The organism is Thalassoglobus sp. JC818, assembly GCF_040717535.1.
Taxonomy (GTDB): Bacteria; Planctomycetota; Planctomycetia; order Planctomycetales; family Planctomycetaceae; genus Thalassoglobus.
Map to the genome: position 1 here is coordinate 487,427 of NZ_JBFEFI010000002.1, position 22,480 is coordinate 509,906.

16 protein-coding genes are annotated in these 22,480 nt (G+C 53.0%); 9 read left to right on the forward strand and 7 right to left on the reverse strand.

Translation table 11 applies throughout. From position 1 onward, the window contains the following. Positions 1–244: 244 nt before the first annotated feature. The 4 genes from AB1L42_RS06360 to AB1L42_RS06375 form a co-directional block, all read right to left on the reverse strand. Positions 245–973 carry a DUF2062 domain-containing protein gene (locus AB1L42_RS06360; RefSeq protein WP_367052559.1) on the reverse strand — a complete coding sequence of 243 codons (729 nt, stop codon included), beginning with the start codon at positions 971–973 and terminating at the stop codon, positions 245–247. A gap of 124 nt (positions 974–1,097) precedes the next feature. Then, positions 1,098–1,796: a TlpA disulfide reductase family protein gene (locus tag AB1L42_RS06365; protein ID WP_367052561.1), complete on the reverse strand. Its 699-nt coding sequence runs from the start codon at positions 1,794–1,796 to the stop codon at positions 1,098–1,100. A gap of 92 nt (positions 1,797–1,888) precedes the next feature. Then, entirely contained in the window at positions 1,889–2,968 is a 1,080-nt protein-coding gene (gene leuB, locus AB1L42_RS06370; RefSeq protein WP_367052563.1) for a 3-isopropylmalate dehydrogenase, read from the reverse strand. A gap of 430 nt (positions 2,969–3,398) precedes the next feature. After that, a complete protein-coding gene (locus tag AB1L42_RS06375) occupies positions 3,399–4,397 on the reverse strand; it encodes an alpha/beta hydrolase (RefSeq protein WP_367052565.1) in 999 nt (332 codons plus the stop codon). A gap of 392 nt (positions 4,398–4,789) precedes the next feature. On the opposite strand from AB1L42_RS06375, the gene AB1L42_RS06380 reads away from it, so the two are divergent. From AB1L42_RS06380 to AB1L42_RS06400, 5 genes are all read left to right on the forward strand, one after another. Further along, positions 4,790–8,293, forward strand: a complete 3,504-nt coding sequence (locus AB1L42_RS06380; protein WP_367052568.1) for an FHA domain-containing protein — start codon at positions 4,790–4,792, stop codon at positions 8,291–8,293. Positions 8,294–8,361: 68 nt separating this feature from the next. Next, entirely contained in the window at positions 8,362–8,832 is a 471-nt protein-coding gene (ribH, locus tag AB1L42_RS06385) for a 6,7-dimethyl-8-ribityllumazine synthase (protein ID WP_367052570.1), read from the forward strand. 525 nt (positions 8,833–9,357) lie between these two features. Further along, on the forward strand, positions 9,358–9,807 hold the full coding sequence (gene nusB, locus AB1L42_RS06390) for a transcription antitermination factor NusB (RefSeq protein ID WP_367052572.1): 450 nt from the start codon (positions 9,358–9,360) through the stop codon (positions 9,805–9,807). Between the two features lie 522 nt (positions 9,808–10,329). Further along, positions 10,330–12,315, forward strand: coding sequence for a hypothetical protein (locus tag AB1L42_RS06395; protein ID WP_367052574.1), 1,986 nt, complete (start codon positions 10,330–10,332; stop codon positions 12,313–12,315). Between the two features lie 277 nt (positions 12,316–12,592). Then, complete coding sequence (locus AB1L42_RS06400) at positions 12,593–13,852, forward strand: PQQ-binding-like beta-propeller repeat protein (protein ID WP_367052576.1); 1,260 nt, start codon at positions 12,593–12,595, stop codon at positions 13,850–13,852. Here the strand turns inward: AB1L42_RS06400 and AB1L42_RS06405 are convergent. Beyond that, positions 13,793–14,839, reverse strand: coding sequence for a hypothetical protein (locus AB1L42_RS06405; RefSeq protein WP_367052578.1), 1,047 nt, complete (start codon positions 14,837–14,839; stop codon positions 13,793–13,795). The genes AB1L42_RS06400 and AB1L42_RS06405 overlap by 60 nt on opposite strands. 353 nt (positions 14,840–15,192) lie before the next feature. Here AB1L42_RS06405 and AB1L42_RS06410 point away from each other — a divergent pair, with 353 nt between their 5' ends. From AB1L42_RS06410 to AB1L42_RS06425, 4 genes are all read left to right on the forward strand, one after another. Continuing rightward, positions 15,193–16,437 (forward strand): DEAD/DEAH box helicase, encoded by a 1,245-nt coding sequence (locus AB1L42_RS06410; RefSeq protein ID WP_367052580.1) that lies wholly within the window; start codon positions 15,193–15,195, stop codon positions 16,435–16,437. Positions 16,438–16,457: 20 nt separating this feature from the next. Beyond that, entirely contained in the window at positions 16,458–16,982 is a 525-nt protein-coding gene (locus tag AB1L42_RS06415; protein ID WP_367052582.1) for a response regulator, read from the forward strand. A gap of 111 nt (positions 16,983–17,093) precedes the next feature. After that, on the forward strand, positions 17,094–17,894 hold the full coding sequence (gene rnc / locus AB1L42_RS06420; RefSeq protein ID WP_367052585.1) for a ribonuclease III: 801 nt from the start codon (positions 17,094–17,096) through the stop codon (positions 17,892–17,894). A 360-nt stretch (positions 17,895–18,254) separates the two neighbouring features. Beyond that, positions 18,255–19,202, forward strand: a complete 948-nt coding sequence (locus tag AB1L42_RS06425; RefSeq protein WP_367052587.1) for a tetratricopeptide repeat protein — start codon at positions 18,255–18,257, stop codon at positions 19,200–19,202. A gap of 60 nt (positions 19,203–19,262) precedes the next feature. Here AB1L42_RS06425 and AB1L42_RS06430 read toward each other — a convergent pair whose 3' ends face one another. Next, a complete protein-coding gene (locus AB1L42_RS06430; protein WP_367052590.1) occupies positions 19,263–20,945 on the reverse strand; it encodes an AarF/UbiB family protein in 1,683 nt (560 codons plus the stop codon). Between the two features lie 129 nt (positions 20,946–21,074). Next, on the reverse strand, positions 21,075–22,385 hold the full coding sequence (locus AB1L42_RS06435) for a tetratricopeptide repeat protein (protein ID WP_367052592.1): 1,311 nt from the start codon (positions 22,383–22,385) through the stop codon (positions 21,075–21,077). Positions 22,386–22,480 lie beyond the last annotated feature (95 nt).

The following is a 22,480-nucleotide window of genomic DNA, read 5'->3' on the forward strand; positions in this document are numbered from 1 at the left end:
AACCCTCTTTCTAGAGCATGTTCAAGTTTGATTTGCACTCTCTCACGCGAGCAATCACAGCCTTGTTGATGATGAAACAACACAAGCGAGTGCACCGGAAAGAGCAACTTGCTCTGAGCATCTTCATTTTGGGAATGCATCGATTCTCACGAGCAAACGGAACGTCAACCAATTCAAACATCTCAGGCGGAAGCTCCTGAAGAGTTTGTTTTGGAATTCGTTCTCAACCATCATGAACGATGCGTTAAGAGAGCGGAAGTTTGGGCGACTCGGAAGGGGCTGTCGAACATTCGGCGTCGACACTGGGAACGAGTTTGCGGGCTGCGTGCAGTTTGCGACGTTTTTGAACGTTCTCCAGGAGACGTTTCATCAACGGATAGGTGGGAATTGCAAACACAGAAGCGACGATCAGAGAACCCACAATGAGTGGCAATCCGATGAGGTGGAACGCATTCAGGAAGGAGTGCCACCACTCACGCATTCCGTTGTATTGGAAGACTTTTGAAAATTCTTCCCAAGTCAGTTCAGAGTGAATGAAGAGCGCCCCGACCCGGTAATTGAACCAGAAAATTGGAAGCATTGTGAAGGGATTGGAGACATAGACCGCCACGAGTGCTGCAAAGCGGTTGAATCGGAAGAGTTTGCGTGTGAGGAATGCCAATGCGATGACGAGAATCATCTGGATTCCGAACGTCGGTGTCAGCCCGATGAAGATTCCGATGGCTGTTCCGAGGGCGATCGAGTGCGGAGTGTCACGCAGAAGCAGGATCGCTCGCACCCATTGGCGCGGGTCGTACCACCAGGCAATCTTCGATCGCCAGTTCATCGATCGATGCTGAGGTGGAAGGTGTGATTGGTCGTGGTCACCCATGATCGGCTGTTGATTGGTCAGCAGGAAGCGATGGAACCTGTCGTGGTCATTCTGGCTCGAGGGAGGCGAGGAAACACGATCCTCGAGATTCGTTGATACCACCACAGGCCTCATTCGGATCACTGGTTAATCTCGACCAACCCAATTCAACAAGAACGCAACGCTGCGCTGACAGGGGGGCTAAAGTTCAGATCGGCTGTTTGTACTCGGGCTGTCTTTGGAAACTTTACTGATCAATCAGGTTCTTGACGAAGGGGATGACGTCTTCTTGATAGGTAAACTCTGACGGATCTTTGGGGTCAGGGAATTGTCCGGTGAGTTTTCCCTGCTGATTGTAGACGAATACGACCGGCAGCGAGGCATGGGGAATCTTCTCGCCGAAGATGATATTGAAGTCGGTCGAGCAGAGAATATTCTGAATGTCGGCGTTGAACTTCTCCAGCCAGGTCATCGCCGAATCTCGATAGCTTTCAACAGGTTCATCTTCATATCCAGCATAATCCAATGAGACCGAGATACAGGTTACGGAATCGGGAAATTCTTTGGAAAGTTTGACGAGGTTAGGAAGTTCTTCAAGACATGGCGGGCATGAAGTGGACCAGAGGTCCATGACGACGACTTTTCCCTGCTCCTGATCGACTAGTTTCAGCGTGTCGTCCCAACTCATCGTTTCGAGTGTGACGGGTGTTGAATCAGACGTTGCTTCGGGCTCTGACTCAGAACTTCCTGACTCTTCGCCTGTCTCTTCACTCTGTCCCGCTGGAGCTGGCGTTGGGGCTCCGCTTTCTTCTGGTTCTTCGGTAATTGCACTCCCTGCTTCCGGGACTTCCGGACTCGGAGGAGTGGGGTCTTCTGATGCTTTGTCGCACCCTGTCATCCAGCAAATGAGTCCAATTGCAAGCAGGGTTAGCAGTCGGTTGTGCATCGTTCAAACTCCTTCAGCGATGTCAAACTTTTGGAAAGGGCTCGGCAGTTCGCGAGCCGTAAGTTTGGAAATGAGAGTCAGGCTGACCTCAATTACGCGGTCAGCTCTTTGCAAACTCGATCACCCATCTCGATCGTGGTCAGCGAAGATTCGCCGCCGCGTGCGAGATCTTTGGTACGTGCTCCCGATCGCAAGACGGCATCAACCGCAGCTTCGATGGCAGTTGCTTCCGCTTCGAGATTCAGCGAGTGCCGCAGCATCATGGCGGCTGCCAAGATTGTTGCCAGAGGATTCGCATTTCCCTTGTTCGCAATATCCGGGGCTGATCCATGAATTGGCTCGTAGAGCCCAGGGCCATCGCTTCCGAGAGACGCTGACGGGAGGAGTCCCATCGATCCAGGAAGCATGGAGCCTTCATCCGTGAGGATGTCGCCGAACATGTTTCCGGTGACAACCACATCAAACGTCGACGGTCGGGAGATCAAGTGCATTGCCATCGCATCAACGAGGACGACGTCGTATTCCAGATCAGGGAATTCTTCGCGAACAACGCGTTCGGCCACTTTTCGCCACAAGCGTGATGCTTCAAGCACATTGGCTTTGTCGACCGAAGTCAGGCGGCCGGATCGTTTGCGTGCTGCCTCAGCTGCGATACGAACAACACGTTCGACTTCGTGAGTGCTGTAGACCATCGTGCTCGAAGCCGTTTCGGTCCCGTCGTCGTGTTTTTCCAGTCCGGATGGACCGAAATAGATGCCGCCGGTCAGCTCACGCACAAACAGAATGTCTGTGCCTTCGACAATTTCCCGTCGCAGTGGAGACGAGTCGATAAGAAACTCGTGAGTGGTAATTGGTCGCAGATTCGCAAACAGACCTAATTCCTTGCGAATCTTCAAGAGGCCAGCTTCTGGACGCGTTTTGGCGTTCGGATCGTCCCATTTTGGACCACCGACAGCACCGAGCAAGATTCCAGCTGCGGTTCGACATGCTGCAAGTGTTGGCTCGGGAAGGGGATCGCCTGTTTCGTCGATCGCGATCCCACCGATTGGATGCGATTCAAACTGAAAATCGTGATCGAACTTTGTGCCGACTGCTTCAAGCACTTTCTTGGCTTCGGCAATCACTTCAGGTCCGATTCCATCTCCGGGAAGGAGGACGATTTTAGCGTTCACAGTGGAATTTCCTCTCAGTAAACCGATCGGCGTCGGTGGATCGATGTGCCAGCTGCTTTGAGAGCATAGAGCTCTGGTCTGTCGGTTGGCTTGGAATATTAGGGTTGGATTTTATGCAGTTCGCTCAATCGAACTTGCAAAACCAAACTGATAAACCTGAAGGAAACGGTTCCCAAAAACGACTCAAAGTTCAGGAATCGCTTCTCAAAAGGCTGGGTGATTTCGATTCGGCAGGGGAAGTCTCTTGGGGTGGACCGCAATCTTCATGCGGAATGTTCGTCGTGTGATTCTTCGTTGTTCGCGAAGTCGTTCACACTTCGGAGGCTGGAATTCTCTTGCGATTTAACTGCTGAGCGTCCGGTTGAGGGCCTCCGAGACAACTGAATCCGTGAAATTTAGTGGACAATGGAAGGGGAATCTACTCGAACAATCAGTTCTCTCGAACCTGGTTCTCGATTTCGGAATCTTTGACATCCCATTCGCCACCATTCAGTTTGGCTTTCCAGAAGTCCAGAATCATTGTTCGAATCTGCGGATTCTGAAATCCGCCATGGCCCCCGCCGTTCACACGGACGAGTGTCGACTCGACACCAATTTCATCGAATGCTCGATCAAGTTGGACTGACTGATCCATCGGAACGAGGGGATCGTCAGTTCCATGGATGATGAGAAATGGGGGATCGTCTTTCGAGATGTATTTCAGAGGAGAAGCTGCGCGGACCTTGTCTGGATTCTCTTGGATTGGGGCACCGATTAGCAGCGATTCCGGAGAATTCGGAGCATCGTGATCCATTCTTCCGGGGAAATCGTTCATCGTCAGAAAATTCGTGGGTCCGTACAGGTCGACGACTGCGGAGACGCGGTTCGATTCAGACGTGTGCTCGCCAATCGGGTCGGGATAGTTAGCATCATCTCCGGAAGTGCCAAGCATGGCGACAAGATGTCCGCCGGCGGAACTTCCGATGACTCCGATGCGCTCCGGATCGATTCCGTACTTCTTAGCGTTTCCTCGCAGCCATCGAATCGCAGCCTGACAGTCTTTGATTTGCTCCGGCCAGATTGCATGTCCGCTGAGGCGATAATTGATCGAAGCGCCGACAAACTCACCGGAAGCAACTGCGGCTTGAACTTGTCCGCGACCGCCAGCTTTGTCTCCCGCTCTCCAGGCCCCGCCGTGAATGAAAACGATCAGCGGGAGTTTGTCCGCTTTGGGGTTCGCGGGCAGGTACAAATCGAGACGCTGCCGTTCGTGCCCGTTGGGGACGTATTCGAGGTCTTTCAAAGCCTTGACTGCTTCCCGATTCGCGGGACGCTGCGTGGCGTTCGGAGTGTCCGTTTGTGCTGGCTGTGCGAATAGCTCCAGCGGGCTCCAAGCAACGATCAGCAACAGGCCCCAAATTGCGATCATTCTTCGGTTTGTGCACGTCATAGGAATGTTTCCTTGGTGTTCCGTTTGATCGCTAAAGTCTCGCAAATTCATGCGACACTCACAACGATTCGGATGCTTTCAACCCACCGGTCCGCGATTCGATTTGAGCGCGGAAAACTTGAGGAACGGCGGCAATCTGAGTGAGAACGAATCGATTCTGCGATCTAAATGGGCTGCACGCGAGTCTGCGGATGCGAAGGTTGCGCGAATTCTGGGGCATTCGACACCGCAAAATCGGAAGCCGAAATGATTCGTTGCGAGGATGCTGCGAAGGTGCGTTCCGGGTTTTGACCGCATGAATTTCGTGAGGTATATGCCATTGAGGGTGATTCTCAGAGTGATCGGCGAGGAGTCGGTACGTCGATGTCGCCCTACCCCAGGAGTAACGATAAATGGCACACCCCTCCATCCCCAGCAGCAAAACCGCTACGTACCATGACAAGCTTTCTTCGAATGCAGCAGTCCTCTGTTTGAAACCGCTCCGTTCGAACTGGGAGCTCGATCCTGTGAATCTGGCTCCCGGTCGGTATTTGCTCGGGAGAGGGCGAGGCTGCGATCTGGTCTTTGACTTCGACGGTGTGGCTGAGAAGCACGCTTTGCTTGTGATTGGAGCGAAACGCACGATCCTGCAAGCCTATTCACCGATGACATGGGTCAACGACGGAGCAGTTAACGAAGAGACCGTATCAGCTGGAGATCGAATTGCCCTTGGTCCGATTGAGTTTCTCGTCGAAGGGCCAGCCGCACAGAGCAGCGAGAGTGACAATCCGACCGGCGGATTTCTGGCGTCCGACATCGGAGATCTCCTGAAGTCCATTCTCTTTTCAGGGCGAACGAGCTCAGCTGCGCAGAGCGAATCGATCGTCAGTCCTCAGCCCGAGCGAGATGAACCGCTTGAAGCAGGCGAAGAGGGTCGCTCGCAGGTTTCAGAAACAGATGACACTCAGGAGGCTCATGAGAAGCTGCGACTCCTTCAGGAACAACTCGATCGAAACCAAAACGACTTGGAGGCGGAGCGAAAGACTTTCGAATCACAACGCCTTGAATTGCAGGACCAGCTTGCTCAGTTAGAAGTTGCAAGACAGGAAATCGCGAATCGTGAAGAGGCTCTCAGTTCCAGAGAAATGGACTTCGAACAGCAACGTTCGAAGAGTCAGTCAGAGGCCGGACAACTCTCAGAAGTCAGAGCGGAACTCGACGAACAGAAGCAGGAACTCGTTCGACAGCGTGAAGAATTCCTGAAACAGAAGGCCGAGGTCGAGTCACTCCGTGCCGAGTTGGAGGCGAAAGCACAAGAGCAGCGAGAGGCGAAAGCTTCGCTCGAAGCGAAAGAAGGTCGCTTGAATCAAGATGCGGCTGACTGGACAACGCGCCGAAGCGAAATCGATGTTGCTCTTCAAAATCTTCAAGAGCGCGAAGTCGAACTCTCTCGCCGAGAAGAGGAGTTGAACTCTCGAGGCACTCAAGCCGAGATTCAATTACAAGAACTGACTCGCCAATCGGAAACGCTTCAAGCTGAGAGAGCTGAACTCGAACAACGTGAAAAGCAACTCAGCGAGGCGGAGCGCGACCTCGAACAGCGACAACAGCAAGCCACTCAACAAGTCTTGCCTTCCGTCAGCGATTCCGGACTCACATCGCGCGACGTCGAGCTCGAAAGTCGATGCCAGACGCTCGTTCGACTGGTTCGTGAACTGAAGAGATCAGAGGCCGAACTCCGATCGCAGCTTGTTGAGTTTGAAACAGCGCAGCAGGCAGCATTTCAAGATGCTTCGCAGCGGAAGATGGAGTTCGAACGCGAAGAAGAACGGTTGGCTGAAGAAGCAAAACAGCTCGAAGAATTGCGACTGAATCTTGATCAATCGAAGCAGGAACTGGAGGACGAACGCAATCGATTGAAATCAGAAGTTGAGGCTCTCGGAAATGAGCAACAGCAACTCGCAGCGATACGGGACGAGTTGGCGGAGAAGGCCAATCAACTCGAACAAGCGATGCAACAACTGAAAGATCGGGAAGAGTCGCTTCGAGGGGAAATCGAGAACGCGTCTGTCGAGAAGTCGCAAGATCTCGAATCGCGAGAACAACAGCTACAGGCTGAGGTCGCCTTTCAGCAACGGCGATTGGAGGAAATGTTGTGGACCGTTCTCACAGAGCGGGACGAACTGGAAGCAGTACGTGCAACGCTTGCTACGGAACGAGAGAATCTGGATCAAAAACTGGAAGAGCTTCACCGTGACCGGCGGACACTCGGTGAAATCGAGCAAGTTCTCAAAGAGGAGGAGCAACTGCTGCGGGCAGAACTTGACAAGTTTGCCGACTCAGAAGGGAAGCTAGAACAGGAACGGGGTGATCTCGCCAAGTTCGCAGCTGATCTGAGCGACTGGAGTCACACACTCGAAGCTAAAGAATCTGCGTTGTTGCAGTTGTCGAGCGAAGCGTCCGGAGCTGGTGAAGCGTCAACTTCTGAACCGACAGGTTGGCGTGCGGAATTCGAAGAAGCTCAGGCAACTCTGGCGATGCAGGCAGATCAACTGCGAGTCGAACAGACTGAGATTGAAAAGCTCGCTGCCCGTATAGAGCACTCACGAGAACATCTTGCTCATCGTGTTGCAGAACTCGAACGACGTGAACAGATTCTCGGTGAAATGGAATTTCGCATGGGAGTCGATGCAGATGAAATCGCGAACGGTCAATCTCCCGAAGAGAATAACTGGTCGAGTTCGTGGGACGGATTTGATGTTGGCCCAGCTCAGGATCATGTTTCGGGGCCGGTCGCAGGTGGTCCGATTTTGGAGGACGATGAGTTCGAGAGTCTCGTTGAGGAACTCGCTTCAACTCAGATTGAAGTCGTCCATGATCAGGCTTCGGATTCGGAAGCTGACGACGATGTTGATGACTCTGTGAATTCTCCGGATGCTACGGAATTTGCAGAACGTTTCGCGGATGCAACGGACGGAATTGAGTCGAACGACGAATCTGAAGGTCAGGAGGCCTCAGGGCTGATCTACGATTTCGCTGAATCTGAGGCAGATGACGATGCTCGCGATGATGCCTCGAAGACACAATCGACTGAGGGCCAGGAAATGATCAGCGACGATGAAGTGCGTGCAAAAGAACTCCGTGCGGAGTTAAGTCAGGCATTCGGAATGGGGGCAAATCCCGCTTCGCCGAGGTCTGACAGCAGCAGTACATCCGGGAATCGAGTTTCGCCATCGGCTTATGATTCATCGAGTTCAGAGACTGAAAGTCGGAGCTCAGACGATAGTTCGTCAAACGAATCGAGTTTTGAGGACGCTCCAGCTGAGGATTCGGAAGAAATCTCGATTGACTCCTACATGGAGCGGCTCCTCTCCAGAACCAGCAAGTCGACTCAATCAAAATCCAAGGTCGAGTCAGCCCAAAAGGCGGAAGCGGTCAGTCGTCAGGCAAATTCCGAACAACAAAAGCGCAGGGAACCGACGAACAAAGCAGCCAGTCCTCGGCCATCCGATTCAGATCGGAAGGAACTTCGTCAGAAACTCGATTCCTTTCGTGCTGTCGCGAATCACTCTGCCCGGCAAGCAGTCGCGAACTCAATGGCGGACCGGGAACGCTTGCGATTTGAGCAGTGGAAGCAAACGGCATTGATGGGTTGGGGCGTGACGCTCGTTTTAGTCATTGTGTCGCTGTTGCTGTTTCATACGCTGTCGATCGTTTCATATCTCGCGATCGGCGCAGCGTTTGTGCTCACTTTGAATGCCGTGATTTCGTATCGATCATTGAGTCAACTCCTGAGAGATGGGTCGAGCGAGTTTGATCCTGAGGAGAACCCGCCTGCGGAAATGGCCTTCGATGACGACGATTCCTCGAAGGAAGAATCCGCCTCGAGCGTTACCGAACAGAGAACACAAGAATAGTGGTACGAACGAGGTGATCCTCCTAGAATGCGGCCTTTAATTCTCTTTGTGATGACGAAGCGGAAATTATGGTGCAGCAAACTTCCGGGAAACTGATCGCAGATTCTAACGACCGTTTTGCAATCGTTGTGTCCCGATTCAACGATCTGGTCACGGGAAAACTTCTCTCGGGAGCGATCGACACACTGACCCGGCACGGAGTTGCCGAAGACTCGATTTCCGTTTTCTGGGTCTCTGGGGCATTCGAGCTTCCTGTGGTTGCGGAAAAGCTGGCTGCCAAAGGAGATGTGTCAGCCGTGCTGGCTCTGGGAGCGGTCATTCAGGGAGATACAGATCACCATGAGTACATCAATCATGCTGTCGCTCAAGGATTGATGAACGTGTCGCAGAAGTTCTCAATCCCCACCTTGTTTGGTGTGTTGACCTGTCGTACGATGGAGCAAGCTCTGGACCGAGCTGGCGGAAAAGCAGGGAACAAAGGTGCCGAAGCTGCGCTGGCAGCGATCGAAACACTCGACGTCCTCAGACAGATCTCCTGAACACCTCGGGCAGCAGTTTGTCCGCCCTGAAATCAGGAAGACTGAGTTCAGACTTTTGGTGTTCAGAGGTTTGTAGCAAATCGACGAAATGTCCCATCGAAAGGGCACTTCTGGCGACTACATGAGTTTCCGACAGCCACGGGGCAGGCATCCTGGACAGCGCCGAGTCGCTCGGTCGGCGGAAACGGATCATTTGATCATGGCACGTACACTCATTGTTGGAATGATGTGCAGGAGCGTGTCTCGGACATCTTTGACACCAAAGAATGTCTCAGGAAATGAAATGCGACATTAAGATCGCTTTGGAAACATTCTCAACACTGATTCCTCCACGCTGATTTACCGAATCGCTGAGCGGGAAACAGGCAGACTGCCGGGTCGAAACCGGAAGGACGAGCTCACTCGCACGAAGAGATAACTGTCTTTGGCCGTGGTCTCCATGACGCAGAAGATGGCAGCGAACCACACGATTTTCAGCAACTTTTGATTCCACCCGATAGAAACAAAACGATAGAGCAAAACTGAATGGCTCGACGCAGCAAATCCCGACAAATTGCACTCCAGATGCTGTATCAGACGGATCTGAATCCAGATATTGGAATGGATTCGATTCGTGAGATGATCGCCGAACGTATGAAGGATCCGGACCTGAGAACCTTCGCTTGGTCGCTGTTCGGCGGAGTGATGGAATGTCGCGCTGAACTCGATGAAAGAATTCAGGCTGTCGCCCAGAACTGGCGAATCAGCCGGATGGCTGCCACAGATCGGAGTGTGCTTCGACTGGGAGCTTTCGAGTTGTTGAAAACGAACACTCCACCGCGAGTGGTCATCGATGAAGCGATCGAGTTGGCCAAGAAGTTCGGGAACGCTCAGTCAGCCCAATTCGTCAACGGTGTGCTGGATCAACTCATACCGAACAAGCACAACCGACCCAAAGAGCCACCGAAGGCCGACGCAGAGGGCGGAAGCGAATAGCATCTGCGTGTGGCCAGTGTTTTTGAACCACCAACTTGGGGCAGGCGAGGCCGGCTCTCAACGACGACGCGATTCAGTCACCGCGTCGAGCTCTCGTCGGTAAATCTGCAAGAGTTTCCGCTGCACTGATGGGCTGGGCTGTTCAGTGCTGCGAAGCTGATTTCTCAGGCAATAATTGCCATTCTGATCGCTGATCGCAGCGAAGAAATGCATTCATCTTGATTCGAAACGGAAGAATCGTTTCTCTTGAGCGAATTCGTTCTCTCGCCGAGCAAATCAGGGAAAAACTTCGCGTAAAACCGGACAACCCGTCCAATTTCCTCATGTTCACGGAAGAACATCGTCGATTTCAACGATAGCCCATGTGCCGCGCTCCACAGCGTCACTGACGCATCTTGAAATCAAACTTCTTGCTGAGCCAATCGCCCATCCTACGGTCAAAGTGACGTTCTGTCGCAGCTCAGTGAGTCTTCGATCGCTCCAATCCATTTTGGACCCCCTCACATCGTTACGGAGACTGTCATGCGAAGGAGTGCATGTTTACTGGCCATTCTCGGGTTGGGAATATCGAGTGCCAACGCCCAGAGTTCATTCGGACCTTCTGCCGAGTCCGGCAAGCCCGCACCGAAAGGGCTACGATTCATCAATTCCGAATCGGACCAAGCCACTCCAGTTGCAGAGTCAGGCGGTCCCAAGCCAGTGAACACCGAAGAGGCTTCGCCAATTCCGGGTTTCTATGGTCAGGCGATTGGAACATCCACACAGAAAACAGCTGAGAAGGCAGAGCCTGCCCGACCAGCATTTACCTTCGAAACAACAGTCGACGCTTCTGCTGGCAGCGGAGTCACTCCAGCGGCATTTCAAGCTGAAGCAACGGAAACTGGTCCAACGATTCAACAGGTCAGCGGAGAGTTGGGCGACGTCCGACCATTTCCTGGCAAACCAGTGAGTGTCGAAACTGCTTCACCCGAGGCGGCAGCGGCTGTTCCCGAAGAGATGAGTGTGCCTGCGAAGACCACTCCAAAAGGCTCGCTGACGATCACTCGGGCTCCGGAACGAAAAGAAACGTCCGCACGGTCACTGACTGCTCCCGTCGCTCCAAATACATTTGGAACTCCATCGGTCGTCACTGGCCGCGATCTTCAAGGACCGCAAACTCCAAGCTTGACGATCGAATGGAAGACCAACTCGGAAATCAACGTCGGTCAACAGTTCGACTGCGATCTCGTGATCTCGAACAACGGAAAAGCGACAGCGACGCGAGTTGAAGTTCAGGCTCGTTTGCCGCAGAACGTTCGCGTAGTTGATACCGAACCCAAACCTGATCAGAGTGAAACATTCCTGGGATGGGAATTCGCGGAATTGAAGCCGGGACAACAAAAGACCATCAAGGTCTCGATGATTCCGTTTCAACGCGGTGCCGTCAACGCCGATGCGAGTGTTCGTTTCTCAGGCACAGCAAGCGGTGTCTTCGAAGTCGCCGAGCCGATGCTCGCTTTGAAATTGACAGGTCCTCAGGAAGTTCACGTTGGGGACAGTGTTCCTCACTCTGTGATCGTTACGAATCCAGGAACCGGAGTTGCGAAAAACGTTCGCGTCGAAGCGTTCATTCCTAAAGGGCTTGAGCACATTCGAGGTGAACGATTGCTGATGGAGATCGGATCTCTGAATCCCGGTGAATCACGTCATGTTCGACTGGCGATGTCAGCTGTTGCGGGTGGAACTCACGATGTGATGGTTCATGCTGTGGCTGACAATGGCCTCGATGAACAGATCAGCTCAGCGGTCCACGTGATTGCACCAAACCTGATGGCTGAAGTGAGTGGTCCTCGTCTGCGATATTTGGGGCGCGAAGGAACCTTCAAGCTCTCCGTCAAGAACGACGGACAGGCAGCCACGAACAACGTGCAGTTGATGCACAAGATTCCTGACGGGTTCAAGTTCGTCTCGGCGGACCGTGGAGTTCAATTCGATCGCAATGCAAAAATGCTGATCTGGTTTGTCGGTCGTCTCGATGTCAAACAGTCGGCAGAGTTGAACGTGACACTGATGGCTGAAAAGTCTGGAGCATTCAAGCACCTCATTCGTGCAACTTCGGAGCACGGAACGCTGGCTGATGCCGAGCTCGATTGCCGTATCGAAGGAGCTTCGTCTCTGTCGGTGGCTGTCGTCGATCTCGACGATCCTGTCGAAGTCGGAACAGAAGCTGTCTACGAAGTTCGAGTCAAGAACGAAGGAACCGCAGCTGCGAAAGATGTTGGTCTGACTTGTGAACTCGCACAGGGAACTGCGTTTGTTCATGCTGAAGGACCGGCCGCTCATGTGAGCGAAGGGAATGAAGTTATCTTCCGCACCACTCCAGAACTCGCACCGGGAGAAACTGCGACCTTCCGTGTTCGCGTCGCGAGCAAGACTCCTGGAAATATGCGATTCCGAGCACGGGTGACAAGTGAATCTGTCCCTGAACCGCTGACGACGGATGAACTGACGAAGTTCTACGGTGAGTAGGAACATCACTCTTTCGCGAAGCTTGCTTCCTTGAAAGAGTCGTTTCGAAAATCGTGATTAACATGAAATTCAAGAGACGCGGCGTACAAAACGCCGCGTCTCTTGCTATTTGTGGGAACCGATTTTTCTGATAGGTATCATTGCGTAACGGCTTCAGATTCATGATGCTGGATGGATTTCAGAGGGCGAAGCTCTCGACCGAATTGCCTTCCAGCTTCAACGTCGATCCTAACGTGCAATGCGTGAGGTTGTGCGCACTATTTGAATGAGGTTTCCCATGCCCCGTATTTGTGTCGCGAATCTGTTCTCATCTGTTCTTGTCTTCACGATGCTCGTCATCTTCGCAGCACCGACTTCGGTCGAAGCTGAGGAGTGGACCCGATTTCGTGGCCCCAATGGTGAGGGAAAGAGTTCGCAGCAGGGTTTCCCGACGAAATGGGAAATGCAGGATTATGACTGGGTCGTCGAGCTTCCCGGAAAAGGGCACTCATCGCCTGCGATCTGGAATGATTCTCTGTTTCTGACGGCAGGCTTGGACGACGGAACGCGCATCGTCATTTGTGTTGATGCCATGACTGGCGAGATTCGCTGGGAAGACTCAATTCAACTGGCTGCGAATCATCTTCACAAGAAGAACAGCTACGCTTCAGGGACTCCTGCTGTCGATGGAGAGCGGGTTTTTGTGGTCTTCGCCGACGACAATCACTACACGATTCTGGCTTACGACTTCGCCGGAGAACGAATCTGGTCACGCGATCTTGGTTCGTTCACGAGCCAGCATGGTCAGGGAGTTTCTCCGATTGTTTACGACGGAAAAGTGATCGTGCCTGATGACCAGATGGGGCCGAGCAAAATCGTCGCTCTCGACGTGGCCAGCGGCGAGCAGGTGTGGGAGTCAGAACGTGACTTCCGCAGGACGTCCTACGCGACTCCGTTGATCGTCAACATCGACGGAAAAGATCAACTCGTATGCTTGAGCGGTGCGCTGGGGCTGTCGGGAATGGACCCACAAACCGGAAAACAGCTGTGGGCATCCGGTGAACTTCCCGATCGAACGGTGGCCTCACCTGCTTATGGAGAAGGATTGCTGACAGCGATTTGCGGAAAGGGTGGACGTGGAACGACGCTGGCACTTGTGAAAGCGGACGGCAAGGGTGAAGTCGTCAACATGCGAACACGCAATTTGCCGTACGTGCCGACTCCGATTATTCACGAAGGTCATCTGTTCCTGTGGAACGATGGCGGCGTTGTCTGCTGTATCGATCTGTCCGGAGACTTGGAGCAGAACGTATGGATGGAGCGGATCGGCGGAAACTTCAGTGGCTCGCCTGTGTTGATTGATGGCAAGCTCTATTGCATCTCAGAAGAAGGAGATGTTGTCGTCCTCGATGCATCGCCGAAATTCCATCTGTACGGGAAAAGCCCGACGGGTGACAACTCGTACTCGACTCCAGCAGTAGCGAACGGTCGTCTCTACCTACGAGGATTCGGAAGTCTTGCTTGCTTGCGATCCGGCACTCGAGTCTCCCAGCGCTGAAGTGTCTGTTTCTGAGTCGTTGTTGGCCGGGATTAGAGTTCGGTCACGAAACGAAGTCATTTGGCCCTCGAGGATTCGTCCATCGGGGGTGACTCCGTTGTGGTGGATCGTGCAGAAGATCGAGGGAGTCGTCCAGCGTGCGTTGTACGGATTTGGGACGGGTGGTTTCTTCGTTCGATGATTGTCGAGAGACTCCTGTAACGCGGTCAGGAATTTCGGGTCGCGGACACTGATGGAGAATTTGCCAGCAAATGCGGGGCGTTTAGTCCGAGCGTGAATGCCCGCCAGCAGTACGGATCGCAGCTCTCCGTCTGCGTTCGTCGAATAGCCGATGATTGCGTAGTCATTCTGATAGATCTTGTCTTCGACGATCCCTTCCGACGTTTCGAAATAACCGGGCTGTTCATCTTCGATTTCAGCCCTCAGTGACGGGTCATCTTCGGAATCTACAGAGGCAATTTCGGCTTCTGTCGGGGCGATTGTTTCGACTTCTGTGATTACGGGCTCTTCGCTCGGTTGGTCCTCAATCGTTTCAACCGGTTGCTCGTCGGTCTCTACGACCGCAACTGAGGCGTTTCGTCGTAACCCTTCTGGGAGAAGCTGCGGAGCGAAGAAGTAAACGCCCAACCCGGTTGAAGCCAAAAGTCCCAGCATGATGCCGGTGATCAGAATGTGAGAGGACTCATCCTCATCGAGTTCGTTCTCGTGATCGCTTCCGCCGTCATCAAGGTCCAGTTCGAGACCTTCGACTGCGGAATCGTCAAAAACGGATTTCCCAGTCTTCGGATAGTAGCCGCAATTTGGACACCAGGAACTCGTTCCCCAGTCCTCTGTTGATTCACAAGAGGGGCACATCTCCGAAAATCCGGAGCCCTCTTCCAGCAGAATCTCTTCAGAGCTCGACTGCAACTCCACCGAATTGAGGAGGTCCTGCAGACGCTGTTGTGCGGCCAGGAATCGATCGTTGTTTTCGGGGGAATCTGTCATCGGGCAAGCTGGTGACTCAGCGAGTTTGGGACCGACGAAGGCAGCTGGTGTTCTTCGGATCGCTCGTGTGAATGGTTTCGACCAGATGTTCCCGCACGTAGAGTGTGCAAGTCCGTTAAAACCGATTCAATCCGAGCGCTCAGTTGACGGCTGTTCATATGTCCTTGTTGTGATGGTTTACCTAGATCGTTTCACGTTAAAACCTAGCACATTTCCACAGGTCGATAGCGATTTTTGCCACGCGCGCGTATGATTCGGTAAACTGTTGTCGTAATTGAACTTTCTTTAGTGCAACCAGCGGTTTGTCACCTGTTTCCAAGACTGGCCGGTTGCTGAATTGGTTGAACGCACGTATGACATCTGATGTCGAATCACTCTCCTTCAAAGGGCTTGGGCTGAATCAGCGGATTTTGCGAACGCTTGATACACTCGGATTTGAGAAGCCCACGCCGATTCAGGCGGAATTTATTCCCATCGCTATCACTGGCGTGGATTGTATCGGGCAGGCACGCACGGGAACGGGAAAGACCGCAGCCTTCGCACTGCCGATCCTTCAAAAGCTTGAGCGTCGAAGCGAAGCCGTCCAGGCGATTATTCTGGCACCGACTCGTGAGTTGAGTGAACAAGTCGATCGCGAGTTTCGGTCGCTCGCTGGGAAATCCAACTGCGACACCGTGCTCGTGGTAGGTGGTCGTCCGCTCGGTCCGCAGATCTCAGCGCTGCGAAAGTGTCCGCAGGTCGTCATCGGAACTCCGGGTCGAGTCATTGATCTTCTCCAGCGGAAAGAACTTGACTTGAGCAAGGTGGGCTTCGCAGTTCTGGACGAAGCGGATCGAATGCTCGATATCGGATTTCGAAAAGACATCGAACGAATTCTGAGTTCCTGTCCTGAAGACCGGCAAACGTTGTTGCTCTCAGCGACGCTGGCCGAACCGGTGCAGCGACTGGCTCAACGATTTATGAAAGAACCGGCACTCGTCGATCTTTCAGAAGATCACGTTGTGGTGGATACGATCGAGCAGTTTTATTGCACGGTCGAGCACGAACAGAAATACGGTTTGCTGATCAAGCTGCTGTTGAATGAGCGTCCATCGCAGGCGATTGTCTTCTGCCGGACAAAGCGGAAAGCTCATGAGATCTATGCGAAGATCAAAAAGAAGCTGCCGGACGTGGCAGCGATTCATGGAGATCTTCCACAGAAGACCCGGGATCGTGTTCTGAAACAGCTGCGCGATGGTCGAGTCCGACTGGCGATCGCGACGGACGTTGTCGGTCGGGGAATCGACATCTCCGGGATTTCACACATCGTGAATTTCGATATCCCGGAAAGTGCAGACGACTACATCCACCGCGTTGGCCGAACTGGTCGACTCTCCTCTGATTTTCATGGGCGCGCATTCACGTTCGTCACTCCGGAGCAGGGACCGGAATTGACAAAGATCGAAATGCGGATCAATACCCTTTTGCATGAGTATCGTTTCGACGGATATAATGCATTCCAGTCTCGTGAAGTCGGAACTGTTTCCGAAAACGAGACCTTTGAACCGGCTCCAGTTTCGTCATCGCATTGGGATGACATCCTCAATGATTTAGGGTAGACCGGACTCAGGAGGCGAGAGTGACTGGATTTCTCGGAGGACACGACAGCAGCGATGAAGCAGCAGCTCTGCAGTCTGCCGTCGGTCGTCCTATGGAAATCCTGCTGGTCGAAGACAGCCTCGTTGCTGCCAAGTTTGCGATCGGAGCATTGGATCGCAGCGGAATCCGACATCGTCTGACGTGGATGAGTCACGGTGATGATGCGAAGAGCTTTGTGTTTCAGGAGGGCCGGTTTTCACTCGCTCCACGACCTGATCTTGTTCTTCTCGATTTGAATCTTCCCGGGCTGAGCGGTCGGCAAATTCTTCAGCTGATGAGATCGACGGATCACTTGAAGCGGATCGCCGTCGTGATCATGACTGGCGAGACGACTCCTGCAGACGGAGCAGAGTTTGGGGCCATGGACGTGCAGGGCGTGCTGACCAAACCAGTGGACGTTGGCAACTTTGTCGATCTTGTGGAAAGGTTAAAGAGTTACTGGAAAGCGGAGATGATCATTCCTTATTCGCAAGAAGGGCAAAGCGAAAACTTTCGGTCGAGCTAAGTGGCTCCAGTGCAGGCGCTGTGCACGTTCGATGCTTGCCGAATTGACAGTCTACTTAAAGGCGAAATAGACTTGGCTTCTCAATCCTAACGTTCTTGATGTTGATGATTGATGTCTTCTCAACCGGCCCCTCAAGATCCTGAGTCAGATGCACTGGCAGCTTGTCAGAATGTCTTGCGATACCGGTTCGAGGATCAGGAATTGCTCATCCGCTGCTTAACGCATGCTTCCGCAGCACGCACCCGGCTGGAATCGAATGAACGGATGGAGTTTCTGGGTGATGCTATTCTGGGGGCTGCCGTTTGCGAAAAACTCTTTCGGCGATTTCCGGAGTCATCAGAAGGGGAACTGACTCGCATCAAGTCAGTCGTGGTGAGTCGAGCGACGTGCGCCCGATTGATCCGCCAATTGAAACTCGATGACTTCCTCGTGCTCGGAAAAGGGATCACAACGAGTTCGTCGGTTCCGAATTCCGTGCTCGCAACTGCTTTCGAAGCGATCATCGGAGGGATCTATCTGGATGGGGGATACGAAGCGGCCTGTTCGTTCATCGAATGGGTCCTCGACGAAGATATTTCGAATGCTGCTGAGTCGACGATTGGGGTGAATTACAAGAGTCTCTTTCAACAGCGCATGCAGAAATCGTTGGGGGAGACTCCAGTGTATACCGTCATGGACGAACGAGGTCCGGATCATTCGAAATGCTTTCAGGTGACAGCCGTCGTAGGAGATCGAGAATTTATTCCTGCCTGGGGACCGAGTAAGAAGGTCGCCGAGCAACGCGCTGCTCGCAATGCCCTCGCGCAACTCGATGGAGAATTCGTTCCACATCAGAAAAACTCTGACGGCACCTCGAATGCAACGAAAGTCGAGCAGGACGGTTCGTCTACAGAGTCGACCCCGCAGGGTTGAGTGTCGACAGATTGTTCTCGTTAGCACAATGCCTTGAACTGTTGGCGAAGACGATCACTCAGAGTGCTCCAGGTTCTCCAAACTCTGGGATTCATCGGAAGGTGCGATCAGCAACTCAGTAATTGACTTTGCACTCGTACTGACAAACAGGGTATAGTTTTTATTCTACGATGCGTTTCTCGGCGCGGTAGACATCACACTCATGTGCACAGGGAGCACGATGCTGAGTGTTACCCCGTCGAGATGCATTCGAAAGACCAGTAGCTTCGACGTTTGAGACTGCGTGTAATGCGGGATTACTCGTGGCCGAAGGAAAGGACTGCGTACCCGGTTTCGTAATATCAAGATTAGGGTGGGGTCATGTCGACGGCAGAAGATCTGTGTGCCCAGGCGAATGCGTGCCTGTCGGAAAAGAACGCCCGGCAAGCGATCAAATTGCTGGAAGAAGCTATCGAGATCGATCCCGATCTGGTCGTCGCACACGAGAATCTCGCCGGCCTCTGTTTTCTGACACGAGATTACGAACGGGCGATTCAACTCTATCAACGTGCGATGCGGTTAGACCCCAAGAACTCTGCTGCGATGATCAATCTTGGCGCGGTCTACAACAAGATGAAGAACTATCAGGAAGCGGTGAAGACTCTGCGAAGTGCGTTGTCCCGTGACCGACGTTCTCCCGAAGCGTATTACAATCTCGGAATCGCTCATAAGGGGTTGAATCAGTTTTCGATGGCCGTCTCTGCTTACAAGGAAGCCATTCGCCTCGATCCCGAGATGGCGGAAGCATATTTCAATCTGGGCAATGTTCTCATCGAGATGAAGAATCACAGCCAGGCGATTCTGAATTACCGGCGGGCGGTCGAGCTCAAACCGAACTTCAAGAAAGCAGTCGTCGGGCTGAGGAAGGCCGAAGAGCAGGCCTATGAAGCCAAGCAGAGTCACAACCCGTTCGGTCGACTTGTGAACATGGAAGACGTCGAGAGAAAGAACAAAGAGGTCGAGAAGAAACTCGTTCTGACTCCTCAGCAACGGTATGAAGATCGAGAGATTGTGCATCGACTCGCCAAAGATGGAGAGCGAATCGCTGGAGAAGTTGTTGAACAAGTCAAACAGGAACTCGAAGCAGCGATTCTCGAGTTGAGTCGACTGATGAGTGAAGAACGTGACGGCCGAACCTGGCTGTCACATCAAAAGCAGTTTCGGCTGGCTGTCGAGAATTTCCGTCAGAACGTCTCCAGCTTAAAGGAGAAGGTCGAGCAGATTCGCGACCACGAACGGCACATCGAAACAGACTACTGCAGCAATTGATTTGATCCGCAACTTATGTTGCGAAGTCAGTTGAACCTGCTGACTATCTGCAATCTAGAATTACAGCCGTCCGCTTCGCAGAATACCCCAGACCAGCCACAGGCCTAGGAATCCGCTGGTCATGAACATCGGGACAGCGACCCAAAGCGACGCTTGGCTCGTCGTCCGGATGATGAGTGCGGCAGCGACGACCAGCGACGAAATGACGACTCCCACAACAATTCTGTTGCTGGATCGATCGAACTCTGTGATCAACCGATCGAGCCCCTTGTGCTCAAATTGTACCTTCAAATCATCCTGGCTGACCTTCTGAAGGGTTCGTCCGAGATGGATGGGGATGTTGTGGGCCACCAGAAAGAGCTTCTTCATGTCTGCGATTGTCCGCTGCGCGATCCGTTTTGGGTCGTAACGCTTCTTGACAATCGTTTCGATCTTCGGAGCTAGCACGTTGGCCAGATTGAACTTTGGATTGAGTTGCCGGCCGATGCCATCGAGTGTCACGATGGCGCGAATGAGAAGAATCAAATCACCCGGGCACCGCAGCCCGTGATTGGCGAGAATCGTGACGAAGTCGTTCAGCAAGCTTCCGATGTTCAGCTTCCCTAAGTCGACTCCGTAATATGCGTCGATGAAATCGCGGACATCCGCCTTGAGAAGATGTTCCTCAACTTCCTGAGTCGGTTGGCCGAGTTCGAGGATGATGGACACTGCGGACTCAACATCGTTTCGAGTTACTGCAAGCAACAGGTCGATGAGTAAATCTCGCTTCTCTTCCGAGAGAAATCCGATCATTCCGTAGTCGAGGAGGATGATGGCTCCGGAAGGATGAACACGAAGGTTGCCGGGGTGTGGGTCTCCGTGAAAGATGCCGTATTCGAACGCCTGTTTCATAAAGATGTCAGCACCGGTAGTCGCGACATCTGAGGGTGATAGTCCAAGCGCCCGAATCGCATCGACGTCGGTCACGTTGACTCCCTCGATGAATTCCATCGTCAAGATGGTATCGCACGAACGGGCTTCATCGACGTCCGGAATGATTAAGCGGCAGTCTTCTTCGAACAGCTTCTTGAACTCGCGCATCGTGCGGGCTTCACGCTGGTAATTCATTTCTCGTCGAACAGTGCGAGAGAAGTGATTGACCAGCCCAACCGGGTCAAACGCTTTTGATTCGGGGATGTGGTTTTCGAGAAGCTGAGCGATCTCCAACATGAGTGACAGGTCGCGCTCGATCTCGTTCTGAACATCGGGGCGACGAATTTTGACCGCGAACTTTCGCCCATTGAAGTCGGTTGCGCAATGGACCTGACCCAGCGAACCAGCAGCGAGAGGAGTCTCTTCGAACGATGCGTACAGCTCAGCGGTCGACTTCTTGAATGCTCGAAGGACGGCCGCGTGTGATTCTTCTGAAGAAAAAGGAGGAACCTGCTCCTGCAGCTGTTTGAGTTCGGCAATCACATCGTTCGGGACAAGGTCGGGACGAGTGCTGAGGACTTGGCCAAACTTGACGAACGTCGGACCGAGATCCTGAAAGGTGAGCCGAATCCTCGCAGCGGTTGTCAGGGCTTCGATCTCTTCGTCGGGCGACCGCATCAGTACGCGGCGGCCCCACTTGAGATACTTGAGCAGACCGAGCCGCTCCAAAACGTCGCCGAATCCGTAATTCAGCAGGACGGTCGCAATTTCGCGACCTCGATTAACGTTCCTGATAAAGCGAAGTGGATAAGGTTGCACGCGGTCGGCCATTTTGTCTTGGTAGATGAGTGTTCGATTCTGTCAGCATCCAGGGCAAGACGCAAATCGCCTTTCAGTCACGGACAGAAACGCTGTTCGATCGAGAGTCTTCCCGAATCACTCATCGAAGCACGAGCTGATTTAACTCGCTTGCAGTTTCTCCATCCTCGCGTTGGCATCCTTGTAGTCGTAATCGACGACGAGCACTTCCCCGTAATGGTTGATGGCTTTTTCGTTGTCGCCGGTTTCTTCGCAGACGCGTGCCAGCAGGTAATGAGCTTCTTTGTAGGTCTCCGGCTGTGCTTCTGCATTCAGGCCTGGGACAGCTCTTTCGAATTGCCCCTTTGCCAGTGCCATTTTGTTGTCATACATGAAGCACTTGCCCAGCATCACGAGTGCGCGGGTTTTCAGTCTTGGGTCCTGACTCGCTTTCTGGAGCAATGGGATCGCTCGCGCCCACTCCTGCAGCTGCATGACCAGATCGGCGAGTTCGATCTTGATGTTCATGTTTTGAGTGTGCCGCTGCTCTCGAGCGGAGAGAACTTCGATTCTTCGGGCTCGCCACTCTTTGGAGAGTTCGGCGACCTGTTTGCGATGTTCTGGATCGCCGGTTTCGTTTGCCCGCTCTTTGGCGAGATCAACGTTGTGCTTCATGAGAAGCAGTTCTGCGTCTTCGAGTTGCTCTCGAATGCCGGGATCGCCGCCGGAGACTTCGAGCGCGGTCTTTGTGACTTCGTAAGACTCTTCGTACTTCTTGGACTGCTTCAAGTGTCGAGCGAGTTTGATGTAGTTCTCAACCTGTTCAGGCTCGCGGCGAATTTGATGGCGGAGTGCGGTTTCGGTATCACCTTCCTGGCCATGAGTGGAGCGAGAGTCTTTGGCGAAGTTTTTGTGGAGAGCTGCCTCGCTCGCTGTTTCAGCTCCTTCGAAGTTCGCGTCAGCAGTGGCCTGACGAGCTGCCAGTGCTGAGAGTTTGCGACTGACGTTGACATCTTTCGGGTCGATTTTCCCGATGCGTTCCCAGATTTTGAATGCTTCAGAGAACTCGCCTCGATTTTCCAGCAACTCAGCGAATGCGAGATGGATGTCTTTGTCCTTCTCAGCTGCTTTGACTGCTTCCATGTAAGCGAATCGTGCGATCTCTCCCATGTCGAGTTGCATGCTGCATTCTGCGACATCGACATTCAATTGAGCGTCCCACGGATTCAACAAGAGGCCCTCTTCGGCAAGTGCCATGGCCTCTTCCCACTCTTCAGCTTTCTTCAGCTTTTTGACTTTGCTTCGAAGCGAAATGAGCTTCGTTTTGGCAATCGTTCCAGCCCCTTTCCCATTCTCGTCATACTTCTTTTTCGTGCTGTTCCGCAGCAACTGACGATAGGTCAGATTGTGCGGGACGAGTTTGGCGCACTGACTGAACATCTGGACGGACATATCCCAGTTACCTGCTTGCATTGCTTTGTTCCCATGCTGGAAGCATTTTGCAGCTTTTTTGTTCTCGTCGGCCACACGTTTCTCCTGAGAGGTAGTCGATTTGTCTTGCTGGAATT

Excerpts from the sequence above, each read along its gene's own strand:
- AB1L42_RS06365 (WP_367052561.1), bottom strand. The coding sequence starts at position 1,796 with ATGCACAACCGACTGCTAACCCTGCTTGCAATTGGACTCATTTGCTGG.
- ribH (WP_367052570.1), top strand. The coding sequence starts at position 8,362 with ATGGTGCAGCAAACTTCCGGGAAACTGATCGCAGATTCTAACGACCGT.
- AB1L42_RS06400 (WP_367052576.1), top strand. The coding sequence starts at position 12,593 with ATGCCCCGTATTTGTGTCGCGAATCTGTTCTCATCTGTTCTTGTCTTC.
- AB1L42_RS06380 (WP_367052568.1), top strand. The coding sequence starts at position 4,790 with ATGGCACACCCCTCCATCCCCAGCAGCAAAACCGCTACGTACCATGAC.
- AB1L42_RS06410 (WP_367052580.1), top strand. The coding sequence starts at position 15,193 with ATGACATCTGATGTCGAATCACTCTCCTTCAAAGGGCTTGGGCTGAAT.
- AB1L42_RS06375 (WP_367052565.1), bottom strand. The coding sequence starts at position 4,397 with ATGACGTGCACAAACCGAAGAATGATCGCAATTTGGGGCCTGTTGCTG.
- AB1L42_RS06425 (WP_367052587.1), top strand. The coding sequence starts at position 18,255 with ATGTCGACGGCAGAAGATCTGTGTGCCCAGGCGAATGCGTGCCTGTCG.
- AB1L42_RS06435 (WP_367052592.1), bottom strand. The coding sequence starts at position 22,385 with ATGCAAGCAGGTAACTGGGATATGTCCGTCCAGATGTTCAGTCAGTGC.
- rnc (WP_367052585.1), top strand. The coding sequence starts at position 17,094 with ATGTCTTCTCAACCGGCCCCTCAAGATCCTGAGTCAGATGCACTGGCA.
- AB1L42_RS06430 (WP_367052590.1), bottom strand. The coding sequence starts at position 20,945 with ATGGCCGACCGCGTGCAACCTTATCCACTTCGCTTTATCAGGAACGTT.
- AB1L42_RS06395 (WP_367052574.1), top strand. The coding sequence starts at position 10,330 with ATGCGAAGGAGTGCATGTTTACTGGCCATTCTCGGGTTGGGAATATCG.
- AB1L42_RS06405 (WP_367052578.1), bottom strand. The coding sequence starts at position 14,839 with ATGACAGATTCCCCCGAAAACAACGATCGATTCCTGGCCGCACAACAG.
- nusB (WP_367052572.1), top strand. The coding sequence starts at position 9,358 with ATGGCTCGACGCAGCAAATCCCGACAAATTGCACTCCAGATGCTGTAT.